Raw genomic sequence first — 18,589 nt, 5'->3', positions numbered from 1 at the left:
CAATCACCAAAGCGTGTCCAACCCCGATCAGGTGTAGGAGCGGGTTTACCCGCGAATACGGTAGTGGCGGCAACGGTGAACGGCGGGTGGAGAGCAGGCCCGGCCCTTTTGCGGGCAAACCCGCTCCTACGGGTCAGGCGCAAAGCATTAAATGACCGGCTTGTCTTCCAGTTCCATCCAGTCTGCCAGCACTCGGTAGGCGTCTTCCACGCCCAGGCGCTTGGGTGCCGAGAACAGCTGGATGGTCACGCCATCCCCCCAGCCCTTGCGGATTTCCGACTGTACTTTCAGCAGTGTGTTCTTGCCCGCGCCGTGGGTCAGCTTGTCGGCCTTGGTCAGCAGGATGTGCATCGGCATGCTGCTGGCCTTGGCCCAGTCGAGCATCATCTTGTCGAAGTCGGTCATCGGGTGACGCACGTCCATCATCAGGATCACGCCACGCAGGCACTCACGGCTGCCCAGGTAGGCTTCCAGGTGTTTCTGCCAGTGCTGCTTGAGCGGAATCGGGACTTTTGCATAACCATAGCCCGGCAGGTCGACCAAACGCCGTTCATCGTCCAGACTGAAGAAATTCAACAGCTGGGTGCGTCCGGGAGTTTTCGAGGTACGCGCCAGGCTGGCATGAGTCAGGGTATTGAGGGCGCTGGATTTGCCGGCGTTGGAACGGCCGGCAAAAGCCACCTCGTAGCCCTGGTCGTCCGGGCATTGTTCGACCTTGGCTGCGCTGAGGGCGAATTTGGCTTTCTGGCAGAGGCCGAGGATGGGGTTCTTGACTTGCATGGGATATCCGATGTGGGTGTTGCCTGACTTTGTAGAGCCAAGCCTGGCAAGCGGTGTCGTTTCCGTTTGGATGGCGGAAGTATATAATGCCCCAGTTTTTGTGTGCTCATTCTCCCAGCGAAGGAGAACGGGCATGGGGTGTCGAACAATAGCTCGCGCAACAGAACGCAGCGCGGCCCCCAACCCTGAAGGTCGTTCCGCATGGCGAAATGGCTGCTTGCTGTCGGTATGTTCCTGCCGTTTTTCAGCGCACAGGCTACACAGGATCCCGAGGTGTTGTACAACCGCACGTGTGCGGCCTGCCACACCGGGCAGTTGCCACAGGCACCCAGACGGGGTGACCGGGCAGCATGGGAGCCAAGGCTGGCGCAAGGCATGGATGTACTGGTGAAGCACGTGACCCAGGGTTTCAAGGCTATGCCGCCGCGTGGATTGTGCATGGACTGCAGTGCCGAGGACTACCGTTTGGTCATCCTTTGGATGAGCGGCAGTCCCGATACATAACATTTCACCCTTAGCCGTGTTGGATTAGCTGATGAACAAACTAGTCGTGAGTCTGCTGTTGACCTTGGGTGTCGCTGGTGCGGCCACTGCTGCGCAACCTATCAAAGGCGATGCCGCCGCTGGCCAGGCCAAGACCGCCGTCTGTGGCGCCTGCCACAATCCTGACGGCAACAGCCTGGCACCGAACTTCCCGAAACTGGCCGGCCAAGGCCAGCGCTATCTCGAAAAACAACTGCACGATATCAAGTCGGGCAAGCGTACCGTGCTGGAAATGACCGGCATGCTGGCCGCATTCAGCGACCAGGATCTGGCCGATATCGCCGCCTACTTCTCCAGCCAGAAAGGCAGCGTGGGTGCCGCCGATCCCAAACTGGTCGAGCGCGGCCGTGCGCTGTTCAATGGTGGCGACCTGGAAAAGGGCATGCCGGCCTGCACTGGCTGCCACTCGCCTAACGGCGCGGGCATCGCCCTGGCCGGCTTCCCGCACCTGGGCGGGCAGCACTCGCAGTACGTGGCCAAGCAGCTCACTGATTTCCGCGAAGGCAACCGCACCAACGATGGCGATGCCATGACCATGCGCACCATCGCTGGCAAGCTGAGCAACCATGACATCGAAGCGTTGGCCAGCTACATCCAGGGCCTGCATTAACTTTCGGTTAATGTTGTAGGTCAATGATGAAAGGGCGGCCGGGCTGCCCTTTTTTCAGTCCGCAGCCGTTACACTACAGAACTCGAGCCCTTCCCGGCCTGTCTCAGTGCAGGTCGCGTCGTGGCGACCCATGACTGCTCAGGAGTAAAGCATGCGTAAACTGATTCTCAGCGCTGCGCTGGTCGCCGCCAGCGTATTCGGTATGACTGCCGTTCAGGCCGCCGAGCCTGTCGCCGGCAAGGAATACATCGAGCTGAGCAACCCTGTTCCGGTTTCCGTGCCTGGCAAGATCGAAGTCGTCGAGCTGTTCTGGTACGGCTGCCCACATTGCTACCACTTCGAGCCGACCATCAACCCTTGGGCTGAGAAGCTGCCCAAGGACGTCAACTTCAAGCGCGTACCGGCCATGTTCGGTGGCCCGTGGGATGCACACGGCCAGATGTTCCTGACCCTCGAAGCCATGGGCGTCGAGCACAAGGTGCACGCGGCGGTGTTCGATGCCATTCAGAACCAGCACAAGCGCCTGACCGACAAGAACGACATGGCCGACTTCCTCGCCACTCAAGGTGTGGACAAGGACAAGTTCCTCGCCACCTTCGACTCGTTCGCCATCAAGGGCCAGGTCAAACAGGCCAAGGAATTGGCGAAGAAGTATGAAATCACCGGCGTACCGAGCATGGTCGTCAACGGCAAGTACCGCTTCGACCTGGGGACTGCCGGCGGACCGGAAGGCGTGCTGAATGTCGCCGACCAGCTGATCGACAAGGAGCGCGCTGCCAAGTAGGCGGCGTCACCCATGCCCCGCTTCAGAGCTACGCGTGGCATTGGCCTGCACGAGCCGCAGGTCAACGAGCATCACCTGCAGGCCCCGGGCCTGCCCGAGGATGGTCGTCTGCGGCTGCTCAGTTTCAACATCCAGGTGGGCATAAGCACCGAGCGCTACCGCCATTACCTGACGCGTAGCTGGCAGCACCTGCTGCCGCATAACGGCCGTGCCGGTAACCTGCAGAAGATCGGCAGGTTGCTGGGCGACTTCGACCTGGTGGCCCTGCAGGAAGCCGATGGTGGCAGCCTGCGCTCGGGCTACGTCAACCAGGTCGAACACCTGGCCCACTTGGGGGCCTTCCCCTATTGGTACCAGCAGCTCAACCGCAACCTTGGGCGTTTTGCCCAGCACAGCAACGGTGTGCTCAGCCGCCTGAAGCCGCAACTGCTCGAAGACCATCCGTTGCCTGGCCCGGCCGGGCGAGGTGCGATTCTGGTGCGGTTTGGCGAAGGCGAAGATGCGCTGATAGTGGTGATGATGCATCTGGCATTGGGGGCCAAGACCCGCGCCCTGCAGTTGGGTTATATCCGCGAGCTGATAGGCGGTTACCGTCACCAGGTGCTGATGGGTGACATGAACACCCATGCCACCGACCTGCTGGAGCATTCGCCACTGCGCGACCTGGGCCTGGTCGCCCCGCAAGTCGAGGCCACCTTCCCCAGCTGGCGACCGCAGCGTTGCCTTGATCATATTTTGCTCAGTTCAAGCCTCACGCTGGAGCGTGTCGAGGTGCTGGCGCAGCCAATTTCGGACCACCTTCCCGTTGCTGTCGAGATTCGATTGCCTGATGCATTGACTGTGGATACGCTGCCGGTTTTGAGCTAATTGCCATCACCGTTTGCGGACCCGGGCATGACTGAAGACGCTGAGCGCTGGAAAGAAAAATACCTTAAAAGCATCGAGCAGCAAGAAAAGCTCGAACGCCGTTGGGATGCCCGTCTTGACCTGCTGCGTCGAGGCCTGGTGCGCAGCACCCTGGCTGCTGAAGGCAGTGACAAGGTGGTAGACGAGTGCATGAAGGAAATGCGCGATGTCATTCGCAGCGACAACATGGACGCCGGCCTCGCCGGCTTGATTCCGCGCCTTGAGAAAGCGGTACTGGATTCCGAACAGCGTCGCGAAACCCGCATGAACCAAGTCAGCGATGCGCTGACCGCACTGGTTGGCCAACTGCAAGGCCTACCCCTGCCCAGTGATATCTCGCGGCCATTGAAAAAACTGGCGAAGAAGCTCGACGGCGGGGTTGCCCAGTCACGCGAGCTGCCGCCGCTGTTGGGCGAGTTGAGCGGCTTGCAGGGGCGCGCGCTGTCGGCCCTTGGCAAGCCGGGTGAAGAAGCCCGACCCGGGTTTCTGCAGCGGTTGTTCGGAAGCCGCGAGGAAGATGCACAGGCAGGAGCAGAGCTTGCGCCGGTGGCGTTGCCTGCTGCCGAGGTTGTGCCCCAGGCAGCCGGCAGTGCCGAGCCCTCGCGGCCCGATGACGTCGATGCGCTACAACCGTTGCCGGCCCCTGCTGCTCCGACTGCCGAGGTGGCCGAAGCGCCCGAGCTTGAGCTGGAGGCATTTGGCCCGGCGCTGATCGAAACGGCCGAAATGGCGCCAGCCCCGTTGCCAAGGGACAAGGCGCCATTGCCGGAAGCTGCAGTTTCCGTCAGCGAGCCGTTGGCTGAGGCAGAACCCTTACAAGCCCTTGAAGAAACCTTTGGTGAAGACGGCCCCTATGCCCTGCCCTACGCAGTGGAGCCGCCTTACAGCCAGGTTGCCGCGCACATCGAGCAGACCCTGATCGGTCTGCTCGATGACCTTAGCCTGCCCGAGCGCCACAAGGCTCAGGCGTTGGAAATGCGCGAGCGGGTTGCGCGCGGCTTGAACTGGTATGAGCTGATCCCAGTGCTGGATGACTTGGCAGTCCTCATGCTGGCGATCACCGACAGCGGCCAGCACGAATTCGAAACCTACCTGCAGCAGCTCAATGAACGCCTGGAAGGTTTCCAGAGCCACCTGCACGAGGCCAGTGCCGGTCACGCGGACAACAGCACCGCTGCCCGCGAGCTGGATAGCCAACTGCGTGAGCACGTCGACGGCCTGCAAAGCAGCGTGCAAGGTGCCGCCGATGTAGACAGCCTCAAGCACATTCTGGAAAACCGCCTGGAAGGCTTGCTGCTGACCATGGACGAGCACAAGCACGAGCGTGATCGCCGCGAGCAGGAACTGGCCGGTCGCCTGCAAGGCTTGTCGGAGCGGGTGGCGAGCATGGAGCATGAGGCGCTTGGCTATCGCGAGCACCTGGAAGAACAGCGCCAGAAAGCGCTGCTGGACCCGCTCACCGGCTTGCCCAACCGTGCGGCCTGGAGCGAGCAAGTCGAACGCGAAATGCTTGACTGGCAGGAAAACGGCGGTCATCTGGCGATGGCGATTCTTGACCTGGACCATTTCAAACGCATCAACGACAACTATGGTCATCTGGCTGGGGACAAGGTCCTCAAGATCGTGGCCGACCAGTTGCGCAAGCGTCTGCGGGGCCGGGATTTCATCGCCCGTTTTGGCGGCGAGGAATTCGTCTTGCTGCTGCCGCAGACTACGCCCGCAGTCGCTGCGCAGATGGCCGAGGTGTTGCGCGCCACAGTCGAAGCCTGCCCATTCCACTTCAAGGGTGAGCGGGTAGTGATCACCACCTCCATCGGCCTGGGTGCATTCCGTTCTGGCGAACGCAGCGACCAGGTGCTCAAACGAGCCGATGCAGCGCTGTACCGGGCAAAGGATCAGGGGCGTAATCGCGTCGAGCAAGGCTAGCCAGCCGCCGTTTCCTCGGCAGGCACAGCGCAGGTGAGCACGTTATACTGTAGCGCTCATACGCTGAGGCCACTGACGTGCTTTCCACGCTTAAAAAAACCCTGATTTCCTTTTTGCTGTTGTCTGTCGCCGGTTGCTCGACGGGCCTGCGCATCGACCGCAGTCACCCTTCGGTCAATCAGGACAACCGCATCCAGTTCGTTGTCCTGCATTACACCAATGCTTCGCTGGAGCGCTCCCTGGCGCTGCTTACCCAGGGTGAAGTCAGCAGCCATTACCTGATCGGCGATGGCCCGGCTACGGTGTATCAACTGGTGGATGAAAACCGTCGTGCCTGGCATGCCGGTGATAGCCAGTGGCAGGGGCGCACCTGGCTGAACTCCTCGTCCATTGGTATCGAGATCGTCAACCCGGGCTTTACCGACACCCCGAACGGCCGGGTCTGGCACCCTTACAGCGAGGCGCAGATCCAGTCGCTGATCGCGCTGCTCAAGGACATTGTCAAACGCAACAACATCGAACCACGCCATATCATCGGCCACAGTGACATCGCCCCGCTGCGCAAGCTGGACCCGGGGCCATTGTTCCCGTGGAAGCGTCTGGCCGATGCCGGGCTGGGTATCTGGCCGGATGCTAACGCCGTGGCACGGCAGCAAGCCTACTTCAGCGTCAACCCGCCAAGCGTTGGCTGGTACCAGCAGGAGCTGGCACGGTTTGGCTATCAGATCGAGCAGACCGGCGTGCTGGATGTCGCCACACGTCATGTGATTGCCGCCTTCCAGATGCGCTTCCGCCCGCAGCGCTTCGACGGCATGCCGGATGCACAGACAGCAGCGATGCTGCAGGTACTTAACCGCATGCGTTGAGTCGTGGCGGGCGAGGTACTTGTTGCAGCAGCCTTGCGCTACGAAGAGGCGGGTTTGGTCGACGCGGTTTATTAACGTTCTCATCGCAGCCACAAGGCTGCCTCTACAAAGAGCGTGGGTGGATTGCAGCGAAGCGCCAAACGGTGAGGGTGATTATTGATTCCGTTGCTATACCTTGGTTATCAACTGGATGCCTTCGATGTCAGCCTTCATTGCCTTGCTGCGCCAAATTTTTTACCGCCCCTGGATGCTGGCCACTTTGGCAGCGCTGGCCAGCGCCGCCGTGTTGCTCTCTGCCAGCATTGGCATTGCCCTGCACCAAATGAAGCAAAGCGAAAGCGAACAGATGAATGCCCAGGGCGAGCGTTTTCTGGACCGGCTCGAACAGGTGTTCGGCCAGTTGCGCGAAGGGGTAGACCTGCTGCAGGCCCAACCCTTGCGCGGCTGCAGCCCGGCGATGCTGGCAGCCCTGCAACAGGTTGGCCTGAGCTCGCGGTTCATCTATGAAGCGGCTTATGTAGATGACAATGTTGCCTGCTCCAACCGCGGTGATGAGCGAGCGTTCGTTCCCTTGCGGGCGCCAGATATCCAGGGGCCGACGTACAGCTACTGGCTTAACACAACCACCGAGCCGAACGAGAACCTGGCAGCACTGATGCTGGGCCGGGGCAAGTTTCTGGTGTCCACCTCCCGTGGGCATTTGACCGATGTGGTGGACCTGCCTCCGGGCGGCAGCCTGGTCGTGGTGCTGGATAACGGCGCCCGGGCCATTCCGGTGCTTGGCCCGCCACAGGTATGGCCTCCGCCCTCGGCCTGGTCGACCAGCCACAAGTCGCTGCTGGAACTCAGTGATCGGCTGATCTACCGAATGCCGACCAAGTCGCCGGATTACCAGTTGGTGCTGATTGCCCCGAGGGCCAGTCTGCCGCTGAGGATGAACGGCATGCTCTGGTTGCTGTTCCCCGGCAGCGTGCTGGCGGCCTGCTGCATCGGTTGGTTGGTACTGCAGTTGATTCTGCAACGACGGTCGATGAGTTCAGAGTTGCAGAATGCCTTGCGTCGTGGAGAGCTGCAGGTGCTCTACCAACCCATCATCGAGCTCGACAGCCGGCGCTGTGTGGGCGCCGAGGCCTTGGTGCGCTGGCGCCGCCCGGACGGCACCCTGACCAGCCCGGACCTTTTCATTCCGCTGGCGGAGAATACCGGGCAGATTCGCCAGATCACCGACTTTGTCCTGCAGCGTGTGCTTGAACAGCTAGGTCAGCTACTGCGCTCGCACCCCAAGCTATACATATCGATAAACCTGGCGGCCTGCGATGTGATGGTGCCACGTATTGGCCGGGTGGCGGCGCGCTTGTTGGCTTTGCATCGAGTGGCGCCCAGCCAGATTGCCTTCGAGGTGACCGAGCGCGGCCTGATCGACGTGGTGGTCGCCCGTGACAATCTGCAGGCGCTACGCGCCGTGGGGCACCAGGTGCTGATCGACGACTTTGGTACCGGTTATTGCAGCCTGGCCTACCTGCAAACCCTGCCAGTGGACTGCCTGAAGATCGACAAGGCATTCATCGACGCTCTGGGCCACGATGCCGCCAGTAGCGGCGTGGCCCCGCATATCATCCGCATGGCCCATGACTTGCACTTGCGGGTAATTGCCGAAGGTATCGAGTTCGAGGACCAGGCAGTGCTGCTGAACAGCGAGGGGGTCAATTATGGCCAGGGCTGGTTGTTCGCCCGCCCGCTGAACGCCCGGCAGTTTGCCGAGTTGGTGACTCGCGGGCACCTGCCGCGGCGGGTGTAGGCGCGTTTAAGCAATCAGACCGGCAACGCCATGTAGAACTGTGTCCCCTGCCCCGGCCGGGAAAACACGCCCATACGCCCTCCGTGCAGCTGCACAATCTCCTTGCACAGCGCGAGCCCCAGCCCAGCACCGCCTTTCTTGCGACCTACCTGCACGAAAGGCTCGAAGATGCGCGCTTGCTGCCCATAGGAAATGCCCTCTCCATTGTCCTCGACGCTGATGATCACCCGTTCCGCATGCCGTCGGGCATGCAGGCGAATGCGCCCACCGTTGGCGGTATGGCGGATGGCGTTGTGCAGCAGGTTGTCCAGCACTCGATCCAACTGGGCGACGTCGGCCTGGATGCGCGGTAGCGGCGGGTCCAGTTCTTTGATCAACTCGATCTGCTTGTGCGCAGCGTGTTCGGCAAAGCGCAATTGCGCATGCTCCAGCAGGTCGTCGATGGCACAGGGGGCCAGCTCGAGCTTTTGCAAACCGCTCTGATAACGGGAGAAGTTGAGCAGGTCGTTGATCAGTTGGGTCAGACGCTGCATTTCTTCGCCGATGGTTTCCAGCAGGTCGTTCTCGCGGGCTTCGGGCGGGAACTTGACCCGCTCGCGCAGCAGGCCGAAGGCCATGTGCATGCCGGTCACCGGGGTGCGCAGTTCATGGGAGGCGCGCAGCACGAATTCGCTGCGCACTCGCTCGAAGGCCCTTTGCTCGGTTACATCGTGCAGCACCATCACTGCGCCGAGGATTGGCCCCTGCGGGTGGCTGACCGGGGTCAGGCTGTAGGTGAGCAGACGTGATTCGTCATCGACCTCCATGTTCAGGTCGTCCGGTGGGCGGTCGAGGCTGCCCCCGCGCAGAACCTGGCGCAGTTGTTGCTCAAGCTCGGGTCGCTGCAGGGCTTCGACCAGGCTGCTGCCCACGCGGCTATCGTTCCAGCCCAGCTGGCGCTGCGCCACCGGGTTGAGGTGCTCGAGGCGGCCCTGGCGGTCGATGATCAGCAGGCCGTCGTCGATGCTGTCGAGTACGGCCTGTAAACGCTGCTGGCCGGCCAGCAGCTCGTCAACGTTGGTGGCCTGGTGCTTGCGCAAGGCATCGGCCATCAGACCAAAACGGCGGGTCAGCTGGTTAAGCTCGGCGGCCTGGGTAACCGGCAACGTAACGTCGAAATTGCCCTTGCCTAGCTGGTCGGCCGCCTTGGCCAAGGCTTCGATCGGCTGGCCGAAACGCCGGGCGATATTGTGAGCGGTGATAAACCCCAGTACCAACACCACCAACCCCATCAGGCCGAGTACACCACTGACCAGCAAGGCGCGGTCACGGGTGCGCTCCTCGCTATGGGTAATCAGGTCCAATGCCTGCTTGTGGGAATCGATCAGGTCGGTGCGCACCTGATTGAACGCGGCCCCAAGCGGCTGATCGGCACCCATGCTGCGAGCGGGTGTGGCGCTGTCGCGATAGGTTTGGAGGAAGGCCTGGTAGTTGCTGCTGGCCTTGCTGAAACCGGTGCGCTCACCGCCTTGCTCCAGCCCTTGGTTGAGCAGGTCCTGGAAGTTTTCCTGCAGCAGCCGCAGGCTTTCCGGGGCGGTGTCTTCATCGAGAATCAGCATCAGCTGTTCGCCCAGGTTCTGGCGCAACTTCAGCCCCACTTCCAGGACATGGGTGGTATCGCGCACCAGTTGCTGTTGCACTGTAGCCATCTGCAGCATGCTGACCAGACCCAGCAGCAGCCCCAGCAACGCCACCGTGACGAGCGTCGAGATGCTGAGGAAAAGCCGCGTACGCAGCTTCATGGGCGGCCATTTCATAGGTTGTACTGCTTGCGCTTGCGGTACAGGGTAGAAGCATCGATGCCCAAGGTCTTGGCGGCTTGATCGAGGGTATCGCTGGCGGCCAGTACGGCACCGATATGGGCACGTTCCAGCTCATCCAGGCTAAGCGCGGCACCTACGCGTGGGGCATTGCCGGCGGGTTGTTCACCCATGCCCAGGTGGCTGATTTCCACTCTTTCCTGCGGGCAGATGATGCTGGCCCGTTCCACTACGTTGCGCAGTTCGCGAATGTTGCCAGGCCAGCGGTAGTTGAGCAGGGCGGCGCGCGCCTCGTCACTGAAACCGCGGGCGGGGCGGGAGTATTCCTTGACGAAGCGGGCAAGGAAGCGGTCGGCCAGGATGAGGATGTCTTCACTGCGCTCGCGCAGCGGGGGCAGGTGCAGGGTAATCACGTTCAAGCGATACAGCAGGTCTTCGCGAAAGCGGCTTTCGCGCACCATCTCTTCAAGGTTGAGGTTGGTGGCAGCCAGGATACGTACATCGGCACGTCGGGTAACCGGGTCCCCGACGCGTTCATATTCCTTGTCCTGGATGAAACGCAGCAGTTTGGGCTGCAAGGTCAGCGGGAAATCGCCGATCTCGTCGAGGAACAATGTGCCCCCGTCAGCCTGGCTGACCCGCCCCAGGGTGCTTTCGCTGGCGCCGGTGAAGGCGCCGCGGGTGTGGCCGAATAGCTCGCTTTCCATCAGCTCGGCGTTAAGCGACGGGCAGTTGATGGTCACGCAGGCTTTGCGTGCACGCTTGCTCCAGCCATGGATGGCCCGTGCCAGTTCGCCCTTGCCGGTACCAGATTCGCCAAGGATGAGGATGTTGGCGTCCGTGATGGCGACTTGGCGGGCGGTTTCCAGCACCGCCATCATGGCCGGGCTATGGGAATCGAGGCCGTCCTTGGGTTTGCGTACTTCACCTTCCAGGGCTTCCAGGCGCGCAGAAAGCTGGCGCACCTCCAGTTGCTTGGCAGTGGCCAGGCGCAACTGGTCGGGGCTGCACGGCTTGACCAGGTAGTCGGCAGCGCCGGCCTGGATGGCATCCACTGCGGTGTCGATCGCTGAGTGCGCGGTGACGATCACCACCCGCATCCACGGGGCCTGGATACGCATCTGTGCCAGCACGTCGAGGCCGTTGTCTTCACCCAGGCGCAAATCGAGGAAGCATAGGTCGAACACCTGGCGCTGCAGTAGGGTTTCGGCCTGGGCGGCGCTGTTGGCCGTGGCCACGCTGTAGCCCTCGTCTTCCAGGCAGTAGCGGAACGTGCGCAGGATCGCGGACTCGTCATCCACCAGTAGAATGCGGCCTTGGTTGTCCTGGGCTGATTCCATTTCCTGTGCTCCTTAGGGAAAGATCTTTATTTAGTGTGGGAAAAATCGGGCAAGTTGCATGGTCAATTCTGAAGGATTCTGTCCTTTGCATGCTAGCCAGTGGCCGAACGATGTCTACAAGCCGTGATTCTTCAATGATTTGCTTAGAGACACGCGCTGGCACATTGGTTGCGATGTTTTTCAGATTTTGCCCACGAAGGAGGCACTGCCATGCCCTTTTCCCTGCGTACAGCCGTTTTGGCCGCCACCCTGCTACCCATGTTTACCCCGGCATTCGCCGACCCTGTGCAGGACGCGCGCCTGGAAGGCGCCCTGCAAACCGCTTTGTCACTGAACCGCATGCTTGATTCATTTCGTATCAAGGTTGAAGTGGACGGCAAGCAGGCGCGGCTTTCCGGTGAGGTGGAGAACGAGGTCGAGCGGCAGCTGGCCGAGGACGTGGCCCGCGCTACCCGGGGCATCGAACAGGTGGAGAACCTGCTGCAGGTCAATACCCAACTGGTGGAGCATCCACTGGAGTTGCGTGCCTACGCCCAGCGCCTGGAGGATGTGACCCTGGCGGCGGTGATCCGTGCTCGGCTGTTGTGGAGCCGTACCACCGAAAAGGCCCCTATAGAAGTACAAAGCAGTGAAGGTGTGGTGACGTTGCGTGGCAAGGTCGACAGTGCCGAAGCCAAGGAGTTGGCGGGCGTGGTAGCGCGTACCACCGACGGCGTGTACCTGGTCAACAACCTGGTCAGCCTCGATACCGCTGCCATGGCCAAAGCGCGGGAAACACCAGCGGGTGCGCCAACCGGGCCGCAGCCAAGCGACAGCTGGATCGTCGACAAGATCCAGAGCAGCTATCGCTTCAGTCGCAACCTCGATGGCCTGAACCTGAAGGTGGCCAGCGAAGCAGGCATGGTGCGGCTCTCGGGCGAAGTGGTTAGCGCGGAGCAGAAAACCATCGCCGTGGAGATCGCCCGGCAGATCATCGGCGTACGGGGCGTGGATGCTGACCTGCTGAAGGTGGCGACCAAGGTTGAAGGCTGATCGTGCAATTCGCACGACCGCACAGGCGCCATCGTGCAGGATACGTCCTCATGATGCATTCGTGTATTGGTTAACTCATTGATTTATAACGTTTTTATTTAAATCAAAAGGCTGGCATGCAGGCTGCAATTACCTGTTCAGGTTGAACAAAAATTACAGCAGGAGAGCCAGCATGAACCGCCAATCCGTCAACCGCTCGCAGAGCGCCGCACTGCCTTTGCGCCAGATGCTGACACTCGGCATGGCGATGCTGCTGACCTTGGCCGCTGGCCTCTTCTATTACAGCTTGCAGACGGCGCGTCTGGCTGAGCAGGTGGCAGCTCAGACTGCCCTGTTGACGCAGATTCAGGCAACCCGTGCCAACACCTTGGTCAAGGCCGCTGACTGGCAGCCAGCTGGCCAGGCCATTGCCTCACCGGCCACTGTGGAAAAAGTTGTTCCCCAGGAACGCTGGGTTTTCTGACCAAGCGGCCGGATCGATTCCGCAAAAAGAAAGGAGAACTACCATGCTGAGTTGGGCTATCACTTTCCTCATCATCGCCATTGTCGCCGCCGTATTGGGCTTCGGTGGTATCGCGGGCGCTGCTACAGGTATCGCCAAGATCCTGTTCATTGTCTTCCTGGTGTTGTTTGTAGCCTCCTTCTTCTTTGGACGCGGACGAGGTTGAAGATGAGCAGGAAGCTTCGTTCAGCCGTGGTCGCCGCCCTGTTGCTGGGCGGCAGCGCGGCGGCCATGGCGGCCAATGACGGCCAAGTTCGGGTCGACCAGCTGCTCGGCTCGGACCCGGAGTACCGGGAAACCTGGCAGGACACCCTCGAAGGCGAGGAACGCCTGCCCGATTGGGTGGTCAATCTGACCGGCAGTGCCCAGGAGCAGATGTCTGCCGTTACGGAAGACGGCGACAAATACCTGGTCGGCCCGCTGTGCGAAAAACAGGACAACTGTACCTACAAGCGGCTGATCGTGGCGTTCAGTTGGGACAAGGATGATGCCTACGGAATGCTCGTGGAGGTACCCGAAGGTTTGCCGAGCGACAAGTCGCCCACCCGTCATGCGCAGTACCGCTGGCTGGGCAAACCTGACGACGGCATGAAGGCAATGCTGCAGGAGCAGCTCAAACGTGACCCGAACTGGTACTGAGCATTATTGCCGGCACGGATGAAAGGTCACTCACTGTCACGTAATAGAAGCTGAAGCTTTCTATAGTTCAGCCTTCTATGACGCGCCGCCCCGAGGAGGGGTAGCACATGACCAAGGGGTCGGGCTGCTCTGATTGTTTCAGGATCGGAGTGGCCTAGGGGTACAGGGAGTGCCTCCAGTAATGGGCCGGGTCAGGAAAGGCGGAATCGGAAGTCTCAGGTCGGCGGCGTCACAGGGATGCCTTGCCAGACCTGACTTCCGAGGAGCCATGTAGGAAACGTCGCTTCCCTTGCGCGTTTTTTCCCCTGGGACACATTTTGTCTCGACCGTACATCAAATTTTTTTCGACCTTCTTGGTGCTGCTACAAGTGGCATTTACGCCATTCGGATTGTCGAACAGGCCATCTTTCATGTCCTACCTGTCCCGCCAAATCTGCCGAAATATGGCGGTTTGGTCTTGTTCGGGATTCCGAATGTTATAAATCAAGCACTTGCGAAGCTGCCGGCTAGGTCGAAAACAGTATGCATAAACGGCATGGGCCATGCGTTTCAGGCATTAGCTTTCGCCCCTTGCCGTCGCAATAGTTGCCGCCTTTTTCGCTGGCCAGAGCGCCCGGTCGCTCGCCTGCGGTGTCCTTACATGACGTCGCCTGACGGAATCCTTACTGCCCGTGACCTTGCCTATGGCGCTGTTACGCGTGTTTCCGCCAGGTGCCATGACCACTAAAACAAAGGGTAAAGACATGAAGAAGGCAAAACTGAGCCTCGCCTGGCAGATCGTCATCGGTCTGGTCCTGGGTGTTGCAATCGGCGCGCTACTGAATCATTTCAGTGCAGAAAAGGCATGGTGGATCAGCAACGTCCTTCAGCCCGCTGGTGACATCTTCATCCGCCTGATCAAGATGATCGTCGTCCCGATCGTGATTTCGTCGCTGATCGTGGGTATCGCCGGTGTTGGCGACGCGAAGAAACTGGGCAGCATCGGCCTGAAGACCATCATCTACTTCGAAGTGGTGACCACGATCGCCATCGTCGTAGGCCTGGTGCTGGCCAACCTGTTCCATCCAGGTGCCGGCATCGACATGAGCACCCTGGGCACGGTGGACATCTCCAAGTACCAGGCGACAGCGGCCGAAGTGCAGCATGAGCACGCGTTCATCGAAACCCTGCTCAACCTGATTCCGTCGAACATCTTCGCAGCGCTGATGCGTGGCGAAATGCTGCCGATCATCTTCTTCTCGGTGATGTTCGGCCTGGGTCTGTCGAGCCTGCAGGCAGAGCTGCGTGACCCGCTGGTTCGTACCTTCCAGGCTGTTTCGGAAACCATGTTCAAGGTCACTCACATGATCATGAACTATGCCCCGATCGGCGTGTTCGCCCTGATTGCCGTGACCGTGGCCAACTTCGGTTTCAGCTCGCTGCTGCCGCTGGCCAAGCTGGTGCTGCTGGTGTACTTCGCCATCGCCTTCTTCGCCTTCATGGTACTGGGCCTGGTTGCCCGCCTGTTCGGCTTCTCGGTGATCAAGATCATGCGCATCATGAAAGATGAGCTGATCCTGGCCTACTCCACCTCCAGCTCGGAAACCGTGCTGCCGCGGGTGATCGAGAAGATGGAGAAGTACGGTGCGCCAAAGTCGATCTGCTCGTTCGTGGTACCGACCGGCTACTCGTTCAACCTCGACGGTTCGACCCTGTACCAGAGCATCGCGGCGATCTTCATTGCCCAGTTGTACGGTATCGACCTGTCGTGGAGCCAGCAGCTGCTGCTGGTACTGACCCTGATGGTCACTTCCAAAGGTATCGCGGGTGTGCCGGGCGTATCGTTCGTGGTACTGCTGGCCACCTTGGGCAGCGTCGGCATTCCGCTGGAAGGCCTGGCCTTCATCGCGGGCGTGGACCGCATCATGGACATGGCCCGAACTGCGCTGAACGTTGTGGGCAACGCCTTGGCTGCATTGGTCATTGCTCGCTGGGAAGGCATGTACGACGCGGTCAAGGGCGAGCAGTACTACGCCTCGCTGCTGGCCGAGAAGCAGGAAGCTGCAGTGGTTGGCGAAACCGCCAAGCGCTGAGCCTGATGGCTGTTTGACCAAGAGCCCCGACTTGTCGGGGCTTTTTGCTATCTGCGAGAACCTGGGCCTCTAGTGGCAGCGACAGTCTTGCTCGAACGCTGAGGGGCGCGCAGTCTTAAGGGTTATACAGTCCCTGTGTCAGGCCCGCGGTCTCCAGTCACCAGCTGCGATACGCTATTATTCGGGCACTTTTCAGGGGGAACATACGGATGCTCAACGGCCTTTGGCTCGGCTTTTTCCTGGTGGCGGCGGTGTCCGCCCTGGCCCAATGGCTGGTGGGTGGCAACGCAGGCATCTTCGCGGCAATGGTCGAAAGCATCTTCGCCATGGCCAAGCTGTCGGTCGAGGTGATGGTGCTGCTGTTCGGCACACTGACCCTGTGGCTGGGCTTTCTCAAGATCGCCGAAAAGGCCGGCATCGTCGAATGGTTGGCCAGGGTGCTGGGCCCGTTGTTCGCCCGCCTGATGCCGGAGGTGCCGCCCGGCCATCCGGCCCTGGGCCTGATTACCATGAACTTCGCCGCCAACGGCCTGGGACTCGACAACGCCGCTACGCCGATTGGCCTGAAGGCCATGCGCGCGCTGCAGGAGCTGAACCCTGGCAGCACCACCGCGAGCAACGCGCAGATCCTGTTCCTGGTGCTCAACGCCTCGTCGCTGACCCTGCTGCCGGTAACCGTCTTCATGTACCGGGCGCAGCAAGGCGCACCAGACCCGACCATGGTGTTTCTGCCAATCCTGCTAGCGACCAGCGTCTCGACCCTGGTAGGTCTGCTGTCGGTGGCAGTGATGCAGCGTTTGCGTCTGTGGGACCCGGTGGTGCTTGCCTACTTCATCCCCGGCGCTTTGCTGCTGGGAGGCTTCATGGCTTTTCTTGGCACCCTGTCGGCCGCCGCGCTGGCCAGCCTGTCGTCGCTCATGGGCAACCTCACGCTGTTTGGCGTGATCATGCTGTTCCTGGTGGTGGGCGCCCTGAAACGGGTGAAGGTGTATGAAGCCTTTGTCGAAGGCGCCACGGAAGGCTTCGATGTGGCCAAGAGCCTGCTGCCCTACCTGGTGGCGATGCTGGTGGCGGTGGGTGTGCTGCGCGCCTCTGGTGCCCTGGAGCTGGCCCTGGACGGTATCCGCCATGCGGTGAACTGGATGGGCCTGGACACGCGCTTCGTCGAGGGCTTGCCCACCGCGCTGGTCAAGCCGTTCTCTGGCAGCGCAGCGCGGGCAATGCTGATCGAGACCATGCAGACGCAAGGCGTGGACAGTTTCCCTGCCTTGGTGGCGGCGACGATTCAGGGCAGCACCGAAACCACCTTCTACGTACTGGCCGTGTACTTTGGTGCCGTGGGCATCCAGCGCGTGCGCCATGCGGTCGGTTGCGCACTGCTGGCCGAGTTTTCAGGGGTGGTCGCGGCGATCTTCGTCTGCTACTGGTTCTTCGCCTGAACCTTCAGCTGTGCCTGGTTGGCCTGAGCAATGGTCCAGCTCACCACCTGCCCCACCAGCTGGTCGCTGGCCAGACCAAAGCCGGCGACTACCGCTGACACTTGCTTGTCGGCAAGCGGCTGGCGAATCTCGAAGCGCTTGCTGGCCTGGATGCGCTGGTCGCGCCCCTTAACCAGACGCGCATCGTAGCGGATCACCACCTCCACCGCCCCGCCCGGGCGGTACTCACTCTGAAACGCCTGCAGCTCGCCAGCCAGCTCGTAGTCGGCTTGCAGGTTACTGTCGTCAGCGCTCAGGCGCTGCACCTGGCCGTCACGCTGGAATCCATCAAGCAGGCGGTTGCGCAGCAGCACCGGAGCCGCATCGCTCCAGCGTGCGCCCTTGTAACTGCTTATCACATCGCCTTGGGGAATGACGGCAATGCGCGGCCCGGCCAACACTTCACTGGCCAGCGGCTTGTTCAGGCGCAATGACCACTCCAGCGGCGGCGCTGTGCGGCTGGGCTGGTTTACTGGCAGGCGATAAAGGTCCACAGGTTCGCTCTTCGGCAGGATCGAGCAGGCACTGACCAGACTCATCGAGGCCGTCAGGGTCAGCAGGCGCAGCGACAGATTCATGGCTGGAACTCCTTGTTGTTGTCGCGGCCAAGCAGGTAGCCGCTCGGGTCGGCCTCCAGTTGCCGGGAAATGCCTTTGAGCGCGTTAAGGGTTTCGCGCAGTTCACGAATGGCCGGGGCGAGCTGGTTCAGGCTCTGGGCGCCGTCACCGATAGCCTCGCTGTTGTTCTTGAGCAGGTTATTGATGGTTGCCGTGCTTTGGGCCAGTGACTGCATGGCCTGTTCGGCGCTACCGATCGCCTGTTTGCCTTCGCTACCCAGCAGGCCGTTGGCATTGCGCATCAGCGCCTGGGTTTCGGCCAGGGTGGCGCTGGCCTGATTACCCACCTTTACCAGCTGTTCGATGGCCTCGGCGATGCTGCCGTGCTGGCCGGCAAAGGCGCCGGTGGTCTTGTCGAGGTTGGCCAGCGTGTTGCTGAGGTGGCCTATGTTGTCCTCAGAGAACATCTGGTTGGCGTTATGGAGCAGCATGTTGATGTTGGTCACCAGGTCGCTGCTGTCGTTGAGCAGGCGCGAGATTGGCGATGGCGAAGCGATGATCACCGGCAGCTTGCCATCCTTGCCTTTAAGCTCGGGGCTTTGCGGCGTGCCGCCACTGAGCTGGATGAATGAGTTGCCGGTGACGCCGGCCAGGGTCAGCTTGGCCTGGGTGTCTTCCTTCACCGGGGTATCGGCGCTCAGGCGCACCCGTGCCAATACCCGGCGCGGGTCTTTCGGGTCCAGACGCAGGGTCGACACGTCGCCCACCTTGATGCCGTTGTACTGCACCGTGCTGCCTCGGGAAAGGCCAGACACGGCTTCGTTGAACACTACTTCGTAATCCTTGAAGGCGTCGTCGACACTGGACTTGGCCAGCCACAGGCCGAACAGCATGGCCCCGGCCACCACCAGAACGGTGACCAGGCCAATGAGGACGTGATGGGCTCGGGTTTCCATT

18 protein-coding genes are annotated in these 18,589 nt (G+C 61.1%); 13 read left to right on the top strand and 5 right to left on the bottom strand.

The window, feature by feature from the left end:
- Positions 1-147: 147 nt before the first annotated feature.
- Positions 148-780 (bottom strand): ribosome biogenesis GTP-binding protein YihA/YsxC, encoded by a 633-nt coding sequence (yihA, locus tag BJQ17_RS00265; RefSeq protein WP_003252993.1) that lies wholly within the window; start codon positions 778-780, stop codon positions 148-150.
- Between the two features lie 201 nt (positions 781-981).
- Between yihA and BJQ17_RS00260 the strand changes: the two genes are divergently transcribed.
- The 7 genes from BJQ17_RS00260 to BJQ17_RS00230 all read left to right on the top strand — a co-directional run bounded on the left by BJQ17_RS00260 (position 982) and on the right by BJQ17_RS00230 (position 8,213).
- Positions 982-1,284 carry a cytochrome c5 family protein gene (locus BJQ17_RS00260; protein WP_003252992.1) on the top strand — a complete coding sequence of 101 codons (303 nt, stop codon included), beginning with the start codon at positions 982-984 and terminating at the stop codon, positions 1,282-1,284.
- Positions 1,285-1,315: 31 nt separating this feature from the next.
- On the top strand, positions 1,316-1,933 hold the full coding sequence (locus BJQ17_RS00255) for a cytochrome c (protein ID WP_003252989.1): 618 nt from the start codon (positions 1,316-1,318) through the stop codon (positions 1,931-1,933).
- A 151-nt stretch (positions 1,934-2,084) separates the two neighbouring features.
- On the top strand, positions 2,085-2,717 hold the full coding sequence (gene dsbA / locus BJQ17_RS00250) for a thiol:disulfide interchange protein DsbA (RefSeq protein WP_003252987.1): 633 nt from the start codon (positions 2,085-2,087) through the stop codon (positions 2,715-2,717).
- 12 nt (positions 2,718-2,729) lie between these two features.
- The gene (locus BJQ17_RS00245; protein ID WP_003252985.1) at positions 2,730-3,584 is read left to right on the top strand and encodes an endonuclease/exonuclease/phosphatase family protein; all 855 of its coding nucleotides are present in this window, start codon (positions 2,730-2,732) and stop codon (positions 3,582-3,584) included.
- Positions 3,585-3,611: 27 nt separating this feature from the next.
- On the top strand, positions 3,612-5,549 hold the full coding sequence (locus tag BJQ17_RS00240) for a GGDEF domain-containing protein (RefSeq protein ID WP_070095340.1): 1,938 nt from the start codon (positions 3,612-3,614) through the stop codon (positions 5,547-5,549).
- Between the two features lie 77 nt (positions 5,550-5,626).
- On the top strand, positions 5,627-6,415 hold the full coding sequence (locus BJQ17_RS00235; RefSeq protein WP_014861523.1) for an N-acetylmuramoyl-L-alanine amidase: 789 nt from the start codon (positions 5,627-5,629) through the stop codon (positions 6,413-6,415).
- A gap of 199 nt (positions 6,416-6,614) precedes the next feature.
- The gene (locus BJQ17_RS00230) at positions 6,615-8,213 is read left to right on the top strand and encodes an EAL domain-containing protein (RefSeq protein WP_004575251.1); all 1,599 of its coding nucleotides are present in this window, start codon (positions 6,615-6,617) and stop codon (positions 8,211-8,213) included.
- A 14-nt stretch (positions 8,214-8,227) separates the two neighbouring features.
- On the opposite strand, the gene BJQ17_RS00225 is transcribed toward BJQ17_RS00230, so the two are convergent.
- Both BJQ17_RS00225 and algB read right to left on the bottom strand, forming a co-directional pair.
- On the bottom strand, positions 8,228-10,009 hold the full coding sequence (locus BJQ17_RS00225; protein WP_003252975.1) for a KinB sensor domain-containing domain: 1,782 nt from the start codon (positions 10,007-10,009) through the stop codon (positions 8,228-8,230).
- Positions 10,006-11,352, bottom strand: a complete 1,347-nt coding sequence (gene algB, locus BJQ17_RS00220; protein WP_070095339.1) for a sigma-54-dependent response regulator transcription factor AlgB — start codon at positions 11,350-11,352, stop codon at positions 10,006-10,008. Before algB ends, BJQ17_RS00225 begins: the two co-directional genes overlap by 4 nt.
- A 210-nt stretch (positions 11,353-11,562) precedes the next feature.
- On the opposite strand from algB, the gene BJQ17_RS00215 reads away from it, so the two are divergent.
- The 6 genes from BJQ17_RS00215 to BJQ17_RS00190 all read left to right on the top strand — a co-directional run bounded on the left by BJQ17_RS00215 (position 11,563) and on the right by BJQ17_RS00190 (position 17,036).
- Positions 11,563-12,384, top strand: a complete 822-nt coding sequence (locus BJQ17_RS00215) for a BON domain-containing protein (RefSeq protein WP_070095338.1) — start codon at positions 11,563-11,565, stop codon at positions 12,382-12,384.
- Between the two features lie 172 nt (positions 12,385-12,556).
- Complete coding sequence (locus tag BJQ17_RS00210; protein ID WP_003252968.1) at positions 12,557-12,847, top strand: hypothetical protein; 291 nt, start codon at positions 12,557-12,559, stop codon at positions 12,845-12,847.
- 43 nt (positions 12,848-12,890) lie between these two features.
- Complete coding sequence (locus BJQ17_RS00205; RefSeq protein ID WP_003252966.1) at positions 12,891-13,052, top strand: DUF1328 domain-containing protein; 162 nt, start codon at positions 12,891-12,893, stop codon at positions 13,050-13,052.
- A gap of 2 nt (positions 13,053-13,054) precedes the next feature.
- On the top strand, positions 13,055-13,525 hold the full coding sequence (locus tag BJQ17_RS00200) for an inhibitor of vertebrate lysozyme family protein (RefSeq protein WP_004575249.1): 471 nt from the start codon (positions 13,055-13,057) through the stop codon (positions 13,523-13,525).
- Positions 13,526-14,268: 743 nt separating this feature from the next.
- A complete protein-coding gene (gene gltP / locus BJQ17_RS00195) occupies positions 14,269-15,597 on the top strand; it encodes a glutamate/aspartate:proton symporter GltP (protein ID WP_011953158.1) in 1,329 nt (442 codons plus the stop codon).
- 209 nt (positions 15,598-15,806) lie between these two features.
- The gene (locus BJQ17_RS00190) at positions 15,807-17,036 is read left to right on the top strand and encodes a nucleoside recognition domain-containing protein (protein ID WP_070095337.1); all 1,230 of its coding nucleotides are present in this window, start codon (positions 15,807-15,809) and stop codon (positions 17,034-17,036) included.
- Here the strand turns inward: BJQ17_RS00190 and BJQ17_RS00185 are convergent.
- Together BJQ17_RS00185 and BJQ17_RS00180 are read right to left on the bottom strand one after the other, a co-directional pair.
- Positions 17,018-17,653 carry an ABC-type transport auxiliary lipoprotein family protein gene (locus BJQ17_RS00185; protein WP_003252953.1) on the bottom strand — a complete coding sequence of 212 codons (636 nt, stop codon included), beginning with the start codon at positions 17,651-17,653 and terminating at the stop codon, positions 17,018-17,020. The genes BJQ17_RS00190 and BJQ17_RS00185 overlap by 19 nt on opposite strands.
- Entirely contained in the window at positions 17,650-18,588 is a 939-nt protein-coding gene (locus BJQ17_RS00180) for an MlaD family protein (protein WP_003252951.1), read from the bottom strand. Before BJQ17_RS00180 ends, BJQ17_RS00185 begins: the two co-directional genes overlap by 4 nt.
- Position 18,589: the final 1 nt, after the last annotated feature.

The sequence above is a fragment of the Pseudomonas sp. NBRC 111139 genome, assembly GCF_001753955.1.
In the GTDB taxonomy this organism is placed as follows: domain Bacteria; phylum Pseudomonadota; class Gammaproteobacteria; order Pseudomonadales; family Pseudomonadaceae; genus Aquipseudomonas; species Aquipseudomonas alloputida.
Note: the sequence above shows the minus strand (reverse complement) of the source record. Positions and strands in the feature narration are given on the sequence as shown.